The sequence below is a fragment of the Streptomyces sp. NPDC002004 genome (assembly GCF_053593975.1).
On sequence record NZ_JBSFDP010000004.1, the window covers coordinates 217,983 to 234,105 of the forward strand.

A 16,123-nucleotide genomic window follows, 5' to 3' on the forward strand; every position below is an offset into this window, starting at 1 on the left:
CGCCGGGCGCCGGGGGACCGGCCGCCGCCACCGCCGCGCTGCTGACCGCCGCCGAACAGCTCGGCACCCTCCCAGCCACGCTGCCGACGACATCGGCCTGGACAGGTGCGAGAGCCAGGGACGATCTCATGGGCCGAACGAACGAGCCGCCGCGGTTGCCCGAAGGCGGCTTCGCGGCCTGGAGCCGCGACCGGCTGGCACTGGCGCGCCGCGGCGCTGACGAGTGCGGGGACGTCTGGCAGCTGGAGCCGGGTGTCTTCGTGGCCGCTACGGCCGGGCCGTGCGAAGACGTCCTGCGCCGCGCGCAGGACTTCCCCAAGGCACCCTCGCCTCTCTTCCCGCCGTTGAAGCGGTCGAGCGGAGCACCGACGCCCGAGGAGCGCGCCCACGCTCACGCCGCCCGTATGCGCGGACTGCGCGCGCACGCGGTCGCAGCCCGGATCGGTGAGATTGCGCCCGGGGCCGCCCGATTCGCCGACCAGTGGCCCGTGGGCCAGGACGTCGAGATTCTGCCCCCGGTCCGGCACGCCCTGGCAGAGATCGGCGTGCACTACCTCTTCTCCGAGGACGCTCCCACCCTGTTGCCCTTTGCCTCACAGCTCTTCCTGGCCCGGGAGGTGCTCGTACGCCCCTCGCGCTGGGTGTGGCCGCGCTGGATCCCCACACCGGCACGGCGGTTCCGCACACGGCAGCAAGTCGCCTTCACGAACGCTCTGCGGCCCGTCGTCCGCCGGCGCCGTTCATCGGGCCGGCTCGGTGACGACGTGCTGGGACAGATGCTCCAGCCCTCCGCCCGCTACGGCCTGCTGTCGGAAGAGGCCGTCCTGGACACTCTTCCCGGAATCACCGTCGCCACCTTCGAGACACCTTCCCGGGCAGCCGGATGGATCCTGCTCCACCTGGCCCGGCACCCCCAGGCAGCGGACCGCGTCGCGGCCGAAGCCGCCTTGCTGCCCGCGGACCCGGCCGCGACGACCAACGCCCACCTCGACAGCCTGCAATACACCCAGGCACTGGTGCGCGAGGTGCTCCGGCTGCACCCCCCGAGCTGGCTGCTGACCCGGCGCGCCACGCGCCGGACTCAGCTCGCCGGCTACACCATCGATGCCGGTTCCACCGTTCTCGTCTGCCCCTACACCGCCCACCGCGACGCACGGGAACACCCCGAGCCGGACCAGTTCCAGCCCGAGCGCTGGCTCGACGGTTCGGGCTCGCCGGCGAAACCCGGGGTCTTCCTCTCCTTCGGTACCGGGCCGCACGGCTGCGAAGGGGTCGCTCTGGCCATGGCGATGCTGACGCTCCTGACTGCGCAGACCGCCCGCCGCTACCACTTGAGCGAGCCGCCCGGACCGGAACCCGGTTTCCAGGTCGCCACCTTCGGAGGTCTCGCAACGGTCGGCTTGCGCCTGCGTGCCACTTCGCGCGGCTGAGGCGGTCCTGCCTTCTGTTCGCAGCGCCCGGCACCGAGAAAAGAGCCAACTGGGACGGAAACCCGGGCGGACAACGTCGAAGGGCCCCACCGCAAGCGGTGGGGCCCTTCGACATCGTGCCCGGTGAGGCACTGGCGGAGGATACGAGATTCGAACTCGTGAGGGGTTGCCCCCAACACGCTTTCCAAGCGTGCGCCCTAGGCCTCTAGGCGAATCCTCCGCCGGAAACATTACATGACGCGGAGGAGTGCTCGCGAACTCGTTCCCGGGGCCAGGATCGGGTACCCTGTGCGGAGCCCCTCACGTGGCGCTATCTGACTGAACTCCCCCAGGGCCGGAAGGCAGCAAGGGTAGGTCGGCTCTGGCGGGTGCGTGGGGGGCGTTTGCGTGTGCGGCGGCTTCCACGGGCCGTGGAGTGCCGGTGCGCAGCCCGCTTCCGCCGAGTCCGGGCGGCCGGGGAACCGGTCCTCTCGCCGGGTCTTCTCGGTATAGCTTCCGCCGGGTCCGGGCCGCGGCCGGGGGCCGGGTGGGCCGGTGTCCGACCGCCGACCCGGGTGCGCAGGCGGTCCTGGGGCAGAGGTGGGCCCACTGGGGCGGGCCGGTTTGTCGGCGGGCGCCTATAACCTCGTATGCGTGTCGTCTCTCGCGCTGTACCGCCGCTATCGCCCGGAGTCGTTCGCCGAGGTCATCGGGCAGGAGCATGTCACCGACCCGTTGCAGCAGGCGCTGCGGAACAACCGGGTCAATCACGCGTACCTGTTCAGCGGTCCGCGCGGATGCGGCAAGACGACCAGCGCGCGGATCCTGGCCCGCTGTCTGAACTGTGAGCAAGGTCCCACTCCGACGCCGTGCGGGGAGTGCCAGTCCTGCCGGGACCTCGCGCGCAACGGCCCGGGTTCGATCGACGTCATCGAGATCGACGCCGCGTCCCACGGTGGTGTCGACGATGCCCGTGACCTGCGGGAGAAGGCCTTCTTCGGCCCGGCGAGCAGCCGCTACAAGATCTACATCATCGACGAGGCCCACATGGTCACGTCGGCGGGGTTCAACGCCCTGCTGAAGGTCGTCGAGGAGCCGCCGGAGCACCTCAAGTTCATCTTCGCCACCACCGAGCCCGAGAAGGTCATCGGGACGATCCGGTCGCGGACCCATCACTACCCCTTCCGGCTGGTGCCGCCCGGCACGCTGCGCGACTACCTCGCCGAGGTCTGCGGCCGGGAGGACATCCCCGTCGCGGACGGGGTCCTTCCGCTCGTCGTGCGGGCCGGCGGCGGGTCCGTGCGTGACTCCATGTCCGTCATGGACCAGCTACTCGCGGGTGCGACGGCGGACGGTGTGACGTACGCCATGGCGACCTCGCTGCTCGGGTACACGGACGGGTCGTTGCTCGACTCCGTCGTGGACGCCTTCGCCGCGGGGGACGGCGCCGCCGCCTTCGAGGTCGTGGACCGGGTCATCGAGGGGGGCAACGACCCCCGGAGGTTCGTCGCCGACCTGCTGGAGCGGCTGCGCGACCTCGTCATCCTGGCGGCCGTTCCGGACGCCGCCGAGAAGGGGCTGATCGACGCCCCGGCCGATGTCGTCGAGCGGATGCAGGCCCAGGCGGGCGTCTTCGGCGCCGCCGAGCTGAGCCGCGCCGCCGACCTCGTCAACGAAGGGCTCACCGAGATGCGCGGGGCCACGTCGCCCCGGCTGCAACTCGAGCTGATCTGCGCGCGGGTGCTGCTGCCCGCGGCGTACGGCGACGAGCGGGCCGTCATGGCCCGGCTGGACCGCCTGGAACGCGGCGCCGGGGGCGCGCTCGGCGCGGCCGCCGCTGCCGGCGGCCAGGGCCTGCCCGGTGCGCAGTTCACGCCGGCCGGGACCGGGCCCGCCATGGGGTACGTCCCCGGGCCGGACGCGCACGGGATGGCACCCGTGGCCGGCGGTGCGGGCGCGGGCGACGCGGGCGCGATTCCGGCGGGTGGCGGGGCCGCGGCCGCGCGTGCGGCGGTACGCGGCGGTGGTGCCGGGGGCGCCGGCGCGCCGTCGGGACCCGCTGCGCAGTCCGGACCCGCTGCACAGGGCGCCTCCCCGGCGTCCGTCGGCGCGACGGGCGCGGCGGGCGCAACGGGACCGGCCACGGGCGGTCCCGCCTCCGGGGCGGCCTCCGGCGCCGCGGAACCGCAGCGCGCCACGGGGGCTCCCACCGGGGACACGGGTGCGTCCCGCCCCGGCGCCTGGCCGGGCGGCTCCGGCGCATCGGGCGCACCGGCCTCCCCCGCGGCCCCGGCCGCCGGGGAGCGACGGCCCGGTGGCTGGCCGACCGCCGCCCAGGCGGGCGGCGGGCAGACCCCGCAGACCCCGCAGGCCCCGGCACCGGCCCCCGCGCGGCCCGCCGCACAGGCGCCCTCCACGACCCCGGCCGCCCAAGCCGCTCCGGCCGCCCCCGCCGCGGGCGGCCTGGACCCCCGTGTCCTCTGGCCGAACATCCTGGAGTCGGTCAAGAACCGCCGCCGCTTCACCTGGATCCTGCTCAGCCAGAACGCCCAGGTGGCCGGCTTCGACGGCACCACGCTCCAGCTCGGCTTCGTCAACGCGGGCGCGCGGGACAACTTCGCGAGCAGCGGCAGCGAGGACGTCCTGCGGCAGGCGCTGAGCGAGCAGTTCGGCGTGCAGTGGAAGATCGAGGCGATCGTCGACCCGTCGGGCGGTGCGGCCCCGCCGCCCGCCGCGGGTCCGGGGTTCGGCGGAGGCGGCTCCTCGGCCGCGTCCCGTCCCGCCCCCCAGCAACCCGCCCCGGCCGCGCGTCCCGCCCCCGGGCCCGCGCCGCAGTCCACGGCCCCTTCGGGCCCGTCGTCGTCCACTCCGCCGCCGCGTCCGGCCTCGTCGTCGTACGCCCCGGAGCCGTCCGGCGTCTCGCTGGAGGACGACATCCCCGAGGACGACGACCCCGACCTCGACGAGTCCGCCCTCTCCGGGCACGACCTGATCGTCCGCGAACTGGGCGCGACGGTGGTCGAGGAGTTCCAGAACGAATAGCCGTGTTCCCGGCGCCGCTTCTGCGGTGGCGCCGGAATCCCGGCGTTCCGGCGGACGCGCACCCCGCTGCGCGCCCCCACGTCCGGCATCCGTCGGAGATTCGTACGAAGCCCGCCCGGCCGGGCCTTCGGTAGCCCCTACAAGGGCCACCCGTCCCCGACGGCTAGGCTTGACCCCTGTGAAGGTCCTTGTCATCGGCAGCGGCGCCCGCGAACACGCCCTGTGCCGCTCTCTGTCCCTCGACCCCGACGTCACCGCGCTGCACTGCGCCCCCGGCAACGCCGGTATCGCGGAGGTGGCCGAGCTGCACGCGGTCGACGCGCTCGACGGCGCCGCCGTGTCCGCGCTCGCGACCGGGCTCGCCGCCGACCTCGTCGTGGTGGGCCCGGAGGCACCCCTTGTCGCCGGGGTCGCCGACGCGGTGCGCGAGGCGGGCATCCCCTGCTTCGGCCCCTCCGGGGAGGCCGCGCAGCTGGAGGGCTCCAAGGCCTTCGCGAAGGACGTGATGGCCGCGGCGGGCGTACCCACGGCCCGCAGCTACGTCTGCACCACCCCGGACGAGGTCGACGAGGCGCTCGACGCCTTCGGCGCCCCGTACGTCGTCAAGGACGACGGTCTCGCGGCCGGCAAGGGCGTCGTGGTGACCGCCGACATCGAGGCGGCCCGCGCCCATGCGAACGCCTGCGACCGCGTCGTCATCGAGGAGTTCCTCGACGGCCCCGAGGTGTCCCTGTTCGCGATCACCGACGGCACCACGGTCGTACCCCTCCAGCCCGCGCAGGACTTCAAGCGCGCCCTCGACGGCGACGAGGGCCCGAACACCGGCGGCATGGGCGCGTACTCGCCGCTGCCGTGGGCCGACCCCAAGCTCGTCGAAGAGGTCATGGACACCGTCCTGCAGCCGACGGTCGACGAGCTGCGCCGCCGCGGCACGCCGTTCTCGGGGCTGCTGTACGCCGGTCTGGCGATCACCTCGCGCGGTGTACGGGTCATCGAGTTCAACGCCCGCTTCGGCGACCCCGAGACCCAGGTGGTCCTGGCCCGGCTCAGGACCCCCCTCGCCGGGGTGCTGCTCGCCGCCGCGCAGGGCACGCTCATCGATCTGCCGCCGCTGCGCTGGAGCGACGAGGCCGCGGTGACCGTCGTCATCGCCTCGCACAACTACCCCGGAACGCCGCGCACCGGCGACCCCATCGACGGCCTCGGCACGGTCGCCGAGCAGGACGCGCCGCACGCGTACGTCCTGCACGCGGGGACCAGGCGGGACGGCGACGCGGTCGTGAGCGCGGGCGGCCGTGTGCTGTCCGTGACGGCGACCGGTACGGACCTGGCGCAGGCCCGCGAGCGTGCGTACGCGGCAGTCGGCCGTATCCGGCTCGACGGTTCCCAGCACCGCACGGACATCGCGGCGAAGGCGGCGGGCGCGCAGCCGCGGTAACCCCCGGGCGTACCGCCGGCGGACGCCCCCCACCACGGTATCCGCAGGTCGGAGGGGGCACGGCGCTCGCGGCCCGAAGCTCTTCGCTCAGGCCCTGAACCCTCAGTCGGTTCAGGGCCTGAGCGTTGCTCACCTTTGCCCAAAGCCATTCCATCGAGTGATCGCTGCCCCATCCGGCTGACGGGGGCCAAGGGCCCAACTAGGGTGCGGCGCAAGCGTTCCGGCACTTGGCCCACCGGCATTGCGATGTCAGTGGCGGGTGCCACAGTGGGGGAGTGAGCAACGCCATGGGAGTCCGTCGGCGGTGGCTTGGACAGCACATGCCGCGCGGGCTATGTCGAGCGGGCATCAGGGGGTGACTTCGACTCGTGTCCGGTATGGGTGTGGAGGTGGGCGCGCAGGCTGCGCGCTCCCGGGCCCTCGCCGTGCTGCGCGTACGCAGCAGGGCGCTGGCCGTCGCCCTGCTGCCCGCGGCCGTGGCCGTGGTGCTGCTGGCGGGCGGCAGCTCCGGGCATCTCGTCGGTCCCGGCTGGGACGTCGCCCGCTGGATCACGACCACCGTCGGGCTGGTCGTGCTGCTCGCCGCGGCGGGTATCGCCGTCGTGGTCGCCCGCGCCCGGCCCGCCGTGAGTCCCACGGTGCCGATCACCGAGGAAGCGGCCCCCGATCTGTACCGGCTGGTGCGCGATCTGGCCGACCGGCTCGACGTGCCGACGCCCTCGGCCATAGCGCTCACCCCCGACTGCGACAGCTGGCTCGAGGACCGCACCCATCCGTCGCACGGCACACCGGCCGAGGACGCGGGCGGCCGCAAGGCCGCGACAGGCGCCGAAGGCCGGGCGTCTGCCCCCCAGGGCATACGCGGCGGGGGTACGCCCCACCACCGGGTGCCCATCGCTCCCGTACTGGTCATCGGTTCGCCCTTCCTGTGGTGGATGCGCGTCGGCGAGCTGCGCGCGGTGCTCGCCCCGGTCGTCGCCGGCACCGGACCCTCCGCGCACCCGGACATAGCGCTCGCCCGGCGTTTCGTGCGAGGCCTGGACGCTGCGGTGGCCGTCAGCGCGGCGCCGGGGCGCGGGCCGCTGCTGCGTGCGGCGCTGGGTGGCGTCGGCTGGGTGGCCCGGTTGCTGCTGCGCAGCTGCCGCGGGCATGCGGGCGAGATGGAGCGGGGGGTCGCGGCGGCCGCCGCCGAGCGCGCACAGGCCGTGGACTACGGGCTGCGGATCGTCGCCCAGGAGCAGGTGGGCCTCGCCTACGCCGGGTGGGACCGGCTGCTGACCCGGGTCGCGCTGCCCGCGTGGCGGATGGGCCGATGGCCGTCCCGGCTCGACGCGGGTGTGGTGGCCGCGCTGACCGAGCTGTCCCGCCGGGACCGGCTCGCCGAGGGGTTCGCCTCCCGGCTCGGAGAGCGTCCCGCGTGCGATCTGCTGGAGGAGCCGGGCCTGGTGGACGAGGCGGCCTCCCTGCTGGCGGCCCGTCTGTTCCACGGCGGCCCCGCGGAGCCGGGCCCCGACTGGGCACCGGTCGACTGGGGGGCGTACCCGGAAGAGGTCGTCGACCGTAAGTGGCGCACCGACGCGGCCCGTCTCCACCGGGTTCTCGACTCCCTGGGGATATGCCGTACCGGCGACCCGGCATCGGTCCGCTCCGCAGGTCCGACCCTGTCCCGGGTCATCGACCACCTCACCACCAAGCCCGCGGAGGAGTCCGGCCGGCCGGGGGCGCAGGGCGCCGGGTGGGCAGCGCAGACCGCCCCGTCGGCCGCCGGCCAGGGGTACGCGGCACCGGACCGCGCCGAAGGGCCGGACGCCGTGCGCGGGGCCCCGGGGCACGACGGCGCGGCGCAGGATCCCGGCCGGGCGTCGCACGGCAGCAGGCATGTCTCCGAGGCCGCGGCCAACGGCGCGGCGCACGGCTTCGACCCGAGGTCCGACACCGCGGGTCACGGTCCGGGCGGGGCCCCCCACCTGGGTCCCGACTCCGCCTCTGACACCACGGCGGACGATGCGCGGCACCACGTCCCCGGCACCACGGCGGACGGCTCGCGGCACGTCGGCGGGACGCCCGAGGAGTCCCCGAACCCGGCGGAGCCCGGCTCCGACGCGTTCGACCGGGAAGCCGCCCGGCGCGTCTTCGACGCCGAGGACCGCGAGGACGTGGAGGGGCCGGGCGCCCTGCTCGCCGCCGGCCTCAGCGCGGAGGTGGCGCGGGAGGAGGCCGCCGCCCCGCCCCTGCGTCCCGTCGTGCACGGACCGCCCGGATCGGGTCCCGACGCGCTGTGGGACGACGGCGTGCCGCTGTTCCCGCTGCAGGCGCCGCGTACCGGCAGGGAACTGCTCGCCGATCACGTCACGGCGATGGTGTGCTGCGCGGCCATAGACACCGCGGGCGCGGCCCCGGGCCTCGACTGGCTCGACGGCCCGTCGCTGCTCGTCGACGGGGAGCGCGCCGCCGATCTCGTCTCACGGGTGCTCACCCTCGTCGAGGACGGTGACCCCGGCCCCCTGCGGGGCTGGCTCGCCGGCCTGGGCGTGCGCCCCGAGAAACCGGTACGGCTGGTGTGAGGCGCGCCGGGGGACGGGACAGCGGCCGACGGCGGGCCGTGGCCGGACCACCGAAGGCGTCGCCGGCCCGGCCGGCAGCCCGAGCGGGTCCGTCGCCGGCCGGTACCTCGTGCGGCGGTCCGTCGCCGGAAGGCTCCGCGGTGGTCGTCGCGCGGCGGCACTCCGCAGGGGGATCGTCGCCGAACGACACCGTCGAATAACGACGAACGGTGACGGAATGCATGCGTTATGTGATGTGCTGGGTACGGGTGGCCGGTCGTCAGGGGAGGGCGGGAGCGGTCGCCGACAGGGCACCGCGTGGCATCGACCGGCGGATGCGGACCGTAACAGGACCTCGGGGGCGCTGGGGAGGGGAGCACGATGGGGCCGGAGCAGATCCGCCGCTGGGAGTCGGGCGCGCTGGCGCATGCGGTGAGCGACCCGTTCGGACAGGGCCCCCTGCCCTGGCTGCGCGGCAGCGAGCACTATTTCGACGACACCGGCCAGGTCGTGCCCTGGTACGTGGACCACGCCCCGGCCCCCGGCGCCGCCGGCATCCCGCACCCCCGCTCCACGGGCGGCGCCGGTGCGCGCGCCGCCACGGGTCCGCGTACCGCCGACGACGTGCACCGGCAGATCAAGGGCTTCGTCTCCCCCGGCGCCGCGGCCCCCGGTGAGGCGATCGACTTCCACATCACGGTGGACCCGCCGCAGGAGTTCAGCGTCGACATCTACCGGATCGGGCACTACGGCGGCGACGGCGCCTCGAAGACCGCCGCCAGCCCCCGCCTCGCCGGCATCGTCCAGCCGCCCCCGCTCACCGCCGACCGTACGGTCTCCTGCCACCACTGGTGGCTGTCGTGGCGCTGGCAGATCCCCTCGTACTGCGCCGTCGGCGCCTATGTCGCGGTGCTGACGACGGCCGACGGATACCGGTCCCACATCCCGTTCACGGTCCGCGACGACCGCCCGGCGGACCTGCTGCTCGTCCTGCCCGACGTCACCTGGCAGGCCTACAACCTCTACCCGGAGGACGGCCGCACCGGCGCGAGCCTCTACCACGCGTGGGACGAGCACGGCCGGCTGCTCGGCGAGCAGGACGCCGCGGTCACGGTCTCCTTCGACCGGCCCTACGCGGGCGCGGGACTCCCCCTGCACGTCGGACACGCATACGACTTCATCCGCTGGGCCGAGCGCTACGGCTACGACCTGGCGTACGCGGACACCCGCGATCTGCACGCGGGCCGCATCGACACGACCCGCTACCGCGGGCTGGTCTTCCCCGGGCACGACGAGTACTGGTCGGTCCCGATGCGCCGCACCGTCGAGCTGGCCCGCGACGGCGGCACGTCCCTCGTCTTCCTGTCCGCCAACACCATGTACTGGCAGGTGGAGCTCGCCCCGTCGCCCTCCGGGCGCCCCGACCGGCTGCTCACCTGCCGCAAGCGCAGGGGTCCGGGCAGGCCAGCGCTGTGGCGGGAGATCGACCGGCCCGAGCAACAGCTGCTCGGCATCCAGTACGCGGGCCGGGTCCCGGAGCCGCATCCGCTGATCGTCCGCAACGCCGAGCACTGGCTGTGGGAGGCGACGGGCGCCCACGAGGGGGACGAGCTGACGGGGCTGGTGGCCGGGGAGGCCGACCGGTACTACCCGCGCACCCTGCTGCCCGAGCACCAGGGCCGCATCCTGCTCTCCCACTCGCCGTACCGGGACGGCGAGGGTGCGCTCCGGCATCAGGAGACCTCGCTCTACCGGGCCCCGTCCGGCGCCCTGGTCTTCGCCTCGGGCACCTTCGCCTGGTCGCCCGCGCTGGACCGGCCCGGCCATGTCGACGCCCGTGTCCAGCGGGCCACCGCGAACCTCCTCGACCGCATCTGCAAGCGCGACTGACCGCGAGGCGCACGGCGTGCCCCCGCCCGGGCCGACCGCGGGGCGCACGGCGTGCGCCCGCCGCCCACCGGGGAGCGCACGGGCTGCGCCCGCCTGACCGACCGGGTAGCGGGCGGTTTGTATGCGCCCGGTCGGCCGCGGGGCGGAGGGCATCCCTCCGCTCCAGCGGACCCGTGGCCGAAGCCGACCCTCGGATACGGGAGAATCGAGGCACTTGGACAGAACCACGGGGAGGAACCGTGTCCGGATTCGTTGAAAAGCCCGAGCCGATCCAGGTTCCGGGTCTGGTGCATCTGCACACCGGCAAGGTGCGCGAGCTGTACCGGAACGAGGCGGGGGACCTCGTCATGGTCGCCAGCGACCGCATGTCCGCCTACGACTGGGTGCTGCCCACCGAGATCCCCGACAAGGGCCGGGTCCTCACACGGCTGTCGCTGTGGTGGTTCGAGCAGCTTGCCGACCTGGTCCCCAACCATGTGCTGAGCACCGACCTGCCCGCCGGCGCACCCGCCGACTGGGCCGGCCGCACCCTTGTCTGCAAGTCGCTGCGGATGGTCCCGGTCGAGGCCGTCGCGCGCGGCTATCTGACGGGTTCGGGCCTCCTGGAGTACCAGGAGTCGCGCACCGTCTGCGGTCTGGCGCTGCCCGAAGGACTGGTCGACGGTTCCGAGCTGCCGGAGCCGATCTTCACGCCCGCGACCAAGGCGGCGGTCGGCGAGCACGACGAGAACGTGTCGTACGAGGAGGTCGCCCGGCAGGTCGGCGCCGAGACCGCCGCACAGCTGCGGCAGATGACGCTCGACGTGTACGCGCGGGCCCGGGACATCGCACGGGAGCGCGGGATCCTCCTCGCGGACACCAAGTTCGAGTTCGGTTTCGAGGACCTCCCGGGCGGCGAGGCCCGGCTGACGCTCGCCGACGAGGTGCTGACGCCGGACTCGTCGCGGTTCTGGCCCGCCGTCTCCTGGGAGCCGGGGCACGCCCAGCCCTCGTACGACAAGCAGTTCGTGCGCAACTGGCTGACCTCGCCGGAGTCCGGCTGGGACCGCAGGAGCGAGCAGCCGCCCCCGGCGCTTCCGCAGCAGGTGGTCGACGCGACCCGCGCCAAGTACATCGAGGCTTACGAGCGGCTGACCGGCACCGGCTGGGCGTGACCGCCACGGAGTACGAAGAAGCCCCGGCACCGAGAGGGTGCCGGGGCTTCTTTCCCGAGCGGACGACGAGGCTCGAACTCGCGACCTCAACCTTGGCAAGGTTGCGCTCTACCAACTGAGCTACGTCCGCATGCGCCGTCTGCTGTCGGCGCGAGTGCAACTATACCCAACCGCGGTCGCGAGCGAGACGAACCGCCGCGTGCCGGTTCTCGGCTCCGAGCTTCGAGACGGCCGACGACAGATAGTTGCGCACGGTCCCCTGCGACAGCGCAGCGCGCCGGGCGATCTCCGCGACGGGTGCGCCGTCGGCCGCGAGTTCCAGGACCTCGGCCTCACGCGCGGTGAGCGGGGAGTCGCCGGCGGAGATCGCGTCGGCGGCCAACTCGGGGTCGACGTAGCGGTTTCCCGCGTGCACGGTGCGGATGATCTCGGCGAGCCGCTGGGCGCTGACCGTCTTCGGGACGAAGCCGCGGGCACCGGCGGCGAGGGCGCGCTTGAGGTGGCCCGGGCGGCCGTGACTGGTCACGATCATGGTGCGGCAGCCGGGGAGTTCGGACCGCAGGGCTGTGGCGACACTCACACCGTCGGCGCCGGGCATATGAAGATCGAGCACCGCCACGTCGGGGGCGTGGGCGCGGGCCATGGCGAGCGCCTCCGGTCCTGACGCCGCCTCCGCGACCACGACGAGGTCGTCCTCCAGGGCCAGCAGGGCCGCGAGCGCGCCGCGGATGAGGTGCTCGTCGTCGGCGAGCAGCACCCGGACACGGTTCCCGGCCACTTCCGAGGCGCCCAGCGCCTGCGCGGCCGTCACCGTACGGCCTCGTCGGCGCCGTCCCGCCGCCCGGCGGCGGTGCTGCCGGGCGGCGCGGGAAGTGGAACCTCAGCCGTCACTCGAAAACACTCCTCACCCACCGGCCCCGCCTCCAACGTTCCCCTCACCACCGACAGCCGCTCCCGCAAACCCCTGAGTCCGGAGCCAGTTGAGCCACCGGACGTCACATCCGTCGCTTCCGACCCTCCTGCCCCGTCGTTCTCCACGACCAGGACCGCATGGTCCTCCGTGGTCCGCAGCGTGACCGTGCACCGGGCCGCGTCGCCGTGGCGCAGGACGTTCGTCGTGGTCTCGCGGACCACCCAGCCGAGGACCGACTGGACGGGGGCGGGCAGACCGGCCGGGGAGCCCGTGACGGTGCAGTCGATGCCGGCCGCCGTGAGGACGCCCTGGGCGCCCGCGAGTTCGGCGGCGAGGTCCGCGGCACGGTAGCCGCGCACCACCTCGCGCACCTCCCGCTGCGACTCCTGAGCGATGCGCTGGACCTCGATCATCTGCTCCACGGCCTCCGGGCGTCCGCGCCGGGCGAGCTGCACGGCGAGCTCGCCCTTGAGCGCGATCACCGCGAGGTTCCGGCCGAGCACGTCGTGCAGGTCCCGGCCGAAACGCAGCCGCTCCTCGGCGACGGCGAGCCGTGCCTGGACGTCCCGGGCCCGTTCGGCCTCCCACATCACCGCGAGGGTCCAGGCCCCGCAGCGCGACATGAGCAGACTCATCCCGGCCGCCACGGCGACCGTCAAGACCACCGAGGCCAACTCCCCGTTGCGTGTCCCGGCCAGCGCGAAGGCTCCGACGAGGGGCACCGTCGACAGGGCGGCACGGGCGAGGAACAGCCGCACGGGCACCAGCAGCGCGTACGCCATCCCGAAGGGCAGGACGACCGCGAGGATCATCAGCGCGAGGGCCCAGCCGTCCACGACCTCGACCGCGGCGAGCCCCACGACGACCAGCAGCGAGACGACCGTCAGCGCACCGGACACGGCGAGTTCCCGGACGGGCTGCTCGGTCCGGCCGAGGTAGTGGTCGACCGCGCGCCGGATGAGCACATGGCAGTACGCGGTCTCGCCGGCCGTGACGGTCAGCAGCAGTCCGCCGAGCGCGAGTCCCAGGGGCGTGTGGTGCAGGCCCGACGACAGGGGCATCAGGAGCCAGCTGACGTAGAAGACCCAGATCCCGCTGAGCAGCATGACCATGCTCTGGAGCTCCACGCGCTCGACCTTGCTCCGCTCCAGCCAGCCGTGCCGGTGCCACCCCCGTATGCGCCCGATCACCCCGTTGCCCCCCGTTCAGCGCCGTGGTTCCCACCGGAACCACCGTCGTACAGCAAACACCGCGAGCGCGGCCCATGCCAGCGCGGTCGCGAGGGCCTGCAGCGTGCCGGTCCCGGACAGCGCGCCGGTCCAGCCGCCGCGGATCAGCGTGATCACCGGTGTGAGCGGCAGGAGTTCGCAGACGGAGGCCAGGCGGTCCGGCAGCACTTCGAGCGGAACGGTGATCCCGGATCCGATCATCGAGACCACCACCAGGGGCATGCTCATGACCTGGGCGCTCTCCGTCGTACGGCTCAGGGCCGCCGTGACCCCGGCCAGTGCCGCGCAGATCACGAACCCCGACAGCAGCCCGAGGACGACGAGATGGGGTGCCCGGGGCGGGCCCGGACGGAGGAGGACCCAGCAGCCCGTGATCAGGACGAGGCTCTGGAGCAGCCCCACGCAGACGGCGGGCAGCGCGGTGCCCGCGAGGATCTCCGGGTCACGGAGCTCGCCGGCACGCAGCCGCTTGAGGACGAGTTCCTCGCGCCGGGAGACGAAGGTGGTGACGAGTGCCGAGTAGACGGCGAAGACCAGCGACACGCCGACGGCGGCGGGCAGCAGGACCGTGCCGACCGACAGCCCGGACGCCTTGAGGTTCTGCTGGCTCACCATCGAGTGCAGGCTCAGCGGCACGATCACCGGGGTGACGAGGGCCGTGAACAGGGTGCCCTTGGCGCGGCCGAGCAGCGTCAGTTCGGTGCGGCCGAGCGCGAGCAGGCGCCCGGCGGCGGTGACGCGGCCGACGGCGGTCACGGGCCCCGGCGCGGGTGCGGTCGCGGTCATGCCCTCGCCTCCCGGGCTGCGGTTCCGTTCCGCAGGGCGGCGTTCCGTGCGGGGGCGCCCTGCCTGGGAGCCCGCCGTGCGGTGGCGTCCCTCGGGCCGCCGTCCTCTCCGCTGCCGTCGGGGTCGTCCTCCGGCCCGTACCGCCCGGTGCCGTCGGGGGCGTCGTCCGCCTGCTCGGCGATCCGCAGGAACGCCTCCTCCAGCGACGCCGAGCGTATGTCGAGTCCGCGCAGCTCGATCCGGGCGCGTTCGGCCCACAACAGCAGTCCGGTCGCGGCGCGTTGCAGCTCGTGCGTGCGCAGCCGAACGGTCCTGCCCGAGGTCTCGTGGCCCGTGACGCCGAGTGCGCCGAGCGGCGGCAGGTCGCCGAGGTGCCAGCCGTCGGGCAGCTCGAAGGAGAGGTGCGAGGGCTGGGAGGCGACGACCTCGGCGACCGCGCCCTCGGTGGCGATGCGCCCCTTGTGCAGGATCGCGAGCCGGTCGGCCAGCTCCTCGGCCTCCTCGAGGTAGTGGGTGGTGAGCAGCACGGTGGTGCCGGCGGCACGCAGCTCGCTCACCAAGTCCCAGGTGGCGCGGCGCCCTTCGGCGTCGAGTCCGGTGGTCGGCTCGTCGAGGAAGAGCACCTCGGGGCGGCCGAGCAGCGCGAGGGCCAGGTCGAGGCGGCGCTTCTCCCCGCCGGAGAGCTGTTTGACGCGTACGTGGGCCCGTCCGCCGAGCCCCACCATCTCCAGGGCCTCACCGGTGGGCCGGGCGCCGCTGGTGCAGCCCGCCCACATGCCGACGGTCTCGGCGGCGGTCAGCTCGGAGGGGAAGCCTCCCTCCTGGAGCATCACGCCGATACGGGGCCGGACGAGGGCACGTGCCGTGCAGGGGTCGTGCCCGAGCACCCGCACCCGGCCGGCCGTGGGCGCGGCGAGGCCTTCCAGGAGCTCGACGGTGGAGGTCTTCCCGGCGCCGTTCGTGCCGAGGAGCGCGAACAGTTCCCCGCGTGCCACGGAGAACGTCACCCCGCGGACCGCTTCGAAGCCGCCCGCGTAGCTGCGCCGCAGATCGGTGACGTCGATCACTCGGCGGTCGGTCTCTTCGCTCTTCATGCCGTCGAGCGTCCCCCGGCGCGGGAGGGGTCGGCAGTGCGCGCCGTCATCGGCTGCCATGACAAATGTCAGGGGAGGGCGCGGTGCTGTCGAAGTCGCCCGGTGAGCGGAGTGGGCCGGGAAAGCAACGGGGAAAGGGGCCGGGGCGCGAGCGGGAGGTGGCCGCCGACAACGAAGAAGCCCCGGTCCTGAGGACCGGGGCTTCTTTCCCGAGCGGACGACGAGGCTCGAACTCGCGACCTCAACCTTGGCAAGGTTGCGCTCTACCAACTGAGCTACGTCCGCATTGCTCCCGAACGGCTTTCACCGATCGGTGCGAGCACCAGCCTACCTGATCCACAAGAGTGCTCGGTAAACGGTGCAGAGCGGGTGACAGGAATTGCACACTGCGCCTTCTCCCTGGAAGGGAGCTGTTCTACTACTGAACTACACCCGCGTGACTCCGTGAGGCCCGGCCTTTCGGCCTCGCCCCTCGGCGTGCTCCAGACTTTAGCTGATCAACAGGGGTGCAGCGCAAGTCGGCTGCTCGGGCGGCCCGATGGGGCCGCCCGCTCCGCCCGGTACGGATCGGTTCGAGTGATTTGCGGGGGTACGGTCCCGCGTCGACCGGCCGGACATCGTCGGC

General features: G+C 73.8%; 10 protein-coding genes, 4 tRNA genes and 1 other RNA gene. 7 read left to right on the forward strand and 8 right to left on the reverse strand.

What is annotated here, in order from left to right; genetic code table 11:
- The coding region (locus tag ACWCP6_RS09360) for a cytochrome P450 (RefSeq protein ID WP_450931766.1) at positions 1 to 1,430 on the forward strand (1,430 nt) is incomplete at its 5' end.
- Positions 1,431 to 1,562: 132 nt separating this feature from the next.
- Here ACWCP6_RS09360 and ACWCP6_RS09365 read toward each other — a convergent pair.
- Positions 1,563 to 1,650: transfer RNA gene (locus ACWCP6_RS09365), tRNA-Ser, on the reverse strand.
- Between the two features lie 72 nt (positions 1,651 to 1,722).
- Between ACWCP6_RS09365 and ffs the strand changes: the two genes are divergently transcribed.
- The 6 genes from ffs to ACWCP6_RS09395 all read left to right on the forward strand — a co-directional run bounded on the left by ffs (position 1,723) and on the right by ACWCP6_RS09395 (position 11,476).
- An RNA gene (ffs, locus tag ACWCP6_RS09370) (signal recognition particle sRNA small type) lies at positions 1,723 to 1,817 on the forward strand.
- Positions 1,818 to 2,063: 246 nt separating this feature from the next.
- Entirely contained in the window at positions 2,064 to 4,451 is a 2,388-nt protein-coding gene (locus tag ACWCP6_RS09375; protein WP_450931767.1) for a DNA polymerase III subunit gamma and tau, read from the forward strand.
- A 178-nt stretch (positions 4,452 to 4,629) separates the two neighbouring features.
- Positions 4,630 to 5,889 carry a phosphoribosylamine--glycine ligase gene (gene purD, locus ACWCP6_RS09380; protein WP_450931768.1) on the forward strand — a complete coding sequence of 420 codons (1,260 nt, stop codon included), beginning with the start codon at positions 4,630 to 4,632 and terminating at the stop codon, positions 5,887 to 5,889.
- 377 nt (positions 5,890 to 6,266) lie between these two features.
- Entirely contained in the window at positions 6,267 to 8,453 is a 2,187-nt protein-coding gene (locus ACWCP6_RS09385; RefSeq protein ID WP_450931943.1) for a hypothetical protein, read from the forward strand.
- 360 nt (positions 8,454 to 8,813) lie between these two features.
- Positions 8,814 to 10,322 carry a N,N-dimethylformamidase beta subunit family domain-containing protein gene (locus ACWCP6_RS09390; RefSeq protein ID WP_450931769.1) on the forward strand — a complete coding sequence of 503 codons (1,509 nt, stop codon included), beginning with the start codon at positions 8,814 to 8,816 and terminating at the stop codon, positions 10,320 to 10,322.
- A 239-nt stretch (positions 10,323 to 10,561) separates the two neighbouring features.
- Positions 10,562 to 11,476 (forward strand): phosphoribosylaminoimidazolesuccinocarboxamide synthase, encoded by a 915-nt coding sequence (locus tag ACWCP6_RS09395; protein ID WP_450931770.1) that lies wholly within the window; start codon positions 10,562 to 10,564, stop codon positions 11,474 to 11,476.
- Between the two features lie 57 nt (positions 11,477 to 11,533).
- On the opposite strand, the gene ACWCP6_RS09400 is transcribed toward ACWCP6_RS09395, so the two are convergent.
- The 7 genes from ACWCP6_RS09400 to ACWCP6_RS09430 form a co-directional block, all read right to left on the reverse strand.
- A tRNA-Gly gene (locus tag ACWCP6_RS09400) sits at positions 11,534 to 11,606 on the reverse strand.
- Between the two features lie 30 nt (positions 11,607 to 11,636).
- Positions 11,637 to 12,287 carry a response regulator gene (locus tag ACWCP6_RS09405; protein WP_450931771.1) on the reverse strand — a complete coding sequence of 217 codons (651 nt, stop codon included), beginning with the start codon at positions 12,285 to 12,287 and terminating at the stop codon, positions 11,637 to 11,639.
- Positions 12,284 to 13,579: a sensor histidine kinase gene (locus ACWCP6_RS09410; RefSeq protein ID WP_450931772.1), complete on the reverse strand. Its 1,296-nt coding sequence runs from the start codon at positions 13,577 to 13,579 to the stop codon at positions 12,284 to 12,286. Before ACWCP6_RS09410 ends, ACWCP6_RS09405 begins: the two co-directional genes overlap by 4 nt.
- Positions 13,580 to 13,594: 15 nt before the next feature.
- The gene (locus tag ACWCP6_RS09415) at positions 13,595 to 14,404 is read right to left on the reverse strand and encodes an ABC transporter permease (RefSeq protein ID WP_450931773.1); all 810 of its coding nucleotides are present in this window, start codon (positions 14,402 to 14,404) and stop codon (positions 13,595 to 13,597) included.
- The gene (locus ACWCP6_RS09420; RefSeq protein ID WP_450931774.1) at positions 14,401 to 15,498 is read right to left on the reverse strand and encodes an ABC transporter ATP-binding protein; all 1,098 of its coding nucleotides are present in this window, start codon (positions 15,496 to 15,498) and stop codon (positions 14,401 to 14,403) included. Before ACWCP6_RS09420 ends, ACWCP6_RS09415 begins: the two co-directional genes overlap by 4 nt.
- A gap of 212 nt (positions 15,499 to 15,710) precedes the next feature.
- Positions 15,711 to 15,783: transfer RNA gene (locus ACWCP6_RS09425), tRNA-Gly, on the reverse strand.
- 79 nt (positions 15,784 to 15,862) lie between these two features.
- A tRNA-Gly gene (locus ACWCP6_RS09430) sits at positions 15,863 to 15,934 on the reverse strand.
- Positions 15,935 to 16,123: the final 189 nt, after the last annotated feature.

What these genes read in the sequence shown, in the direction of transcription:
- ACWCP6_RS09385 (WP_450931943.1), top strand. Translation starts at nt 6,267, where the DNA reads ATGGGTGTGGAGGTGGGCGCGCAGGCTGCGCGCTCCCGGGCCCTCGCC.
- ACWCP6_RS09390 (WP_450931769.1), top strand. Translation starts at nt 8,814, where the DNA reads ATGGGGCCGGAGCAGATCCGCCGCTGGGAGTCGGGCGCGCTGGCGCAT.
- ACWCP6_RS09415 (WP_450931773.1), bottom strand. Translation starts at nt 14,404, where the DNA reads ATGACCGCGACCGCACCCGCGCCGGGGCCCGTGACCGCCGTCGGCCGC.
- ACWCP6_RS09420 (WP_450931774.1), bottom strand. Translation starts at nt 15,498, where the DNA reads ATGAAGAGCGAAGAGACCGACCGCCGAGTGATCGACGTCACCGATCTG.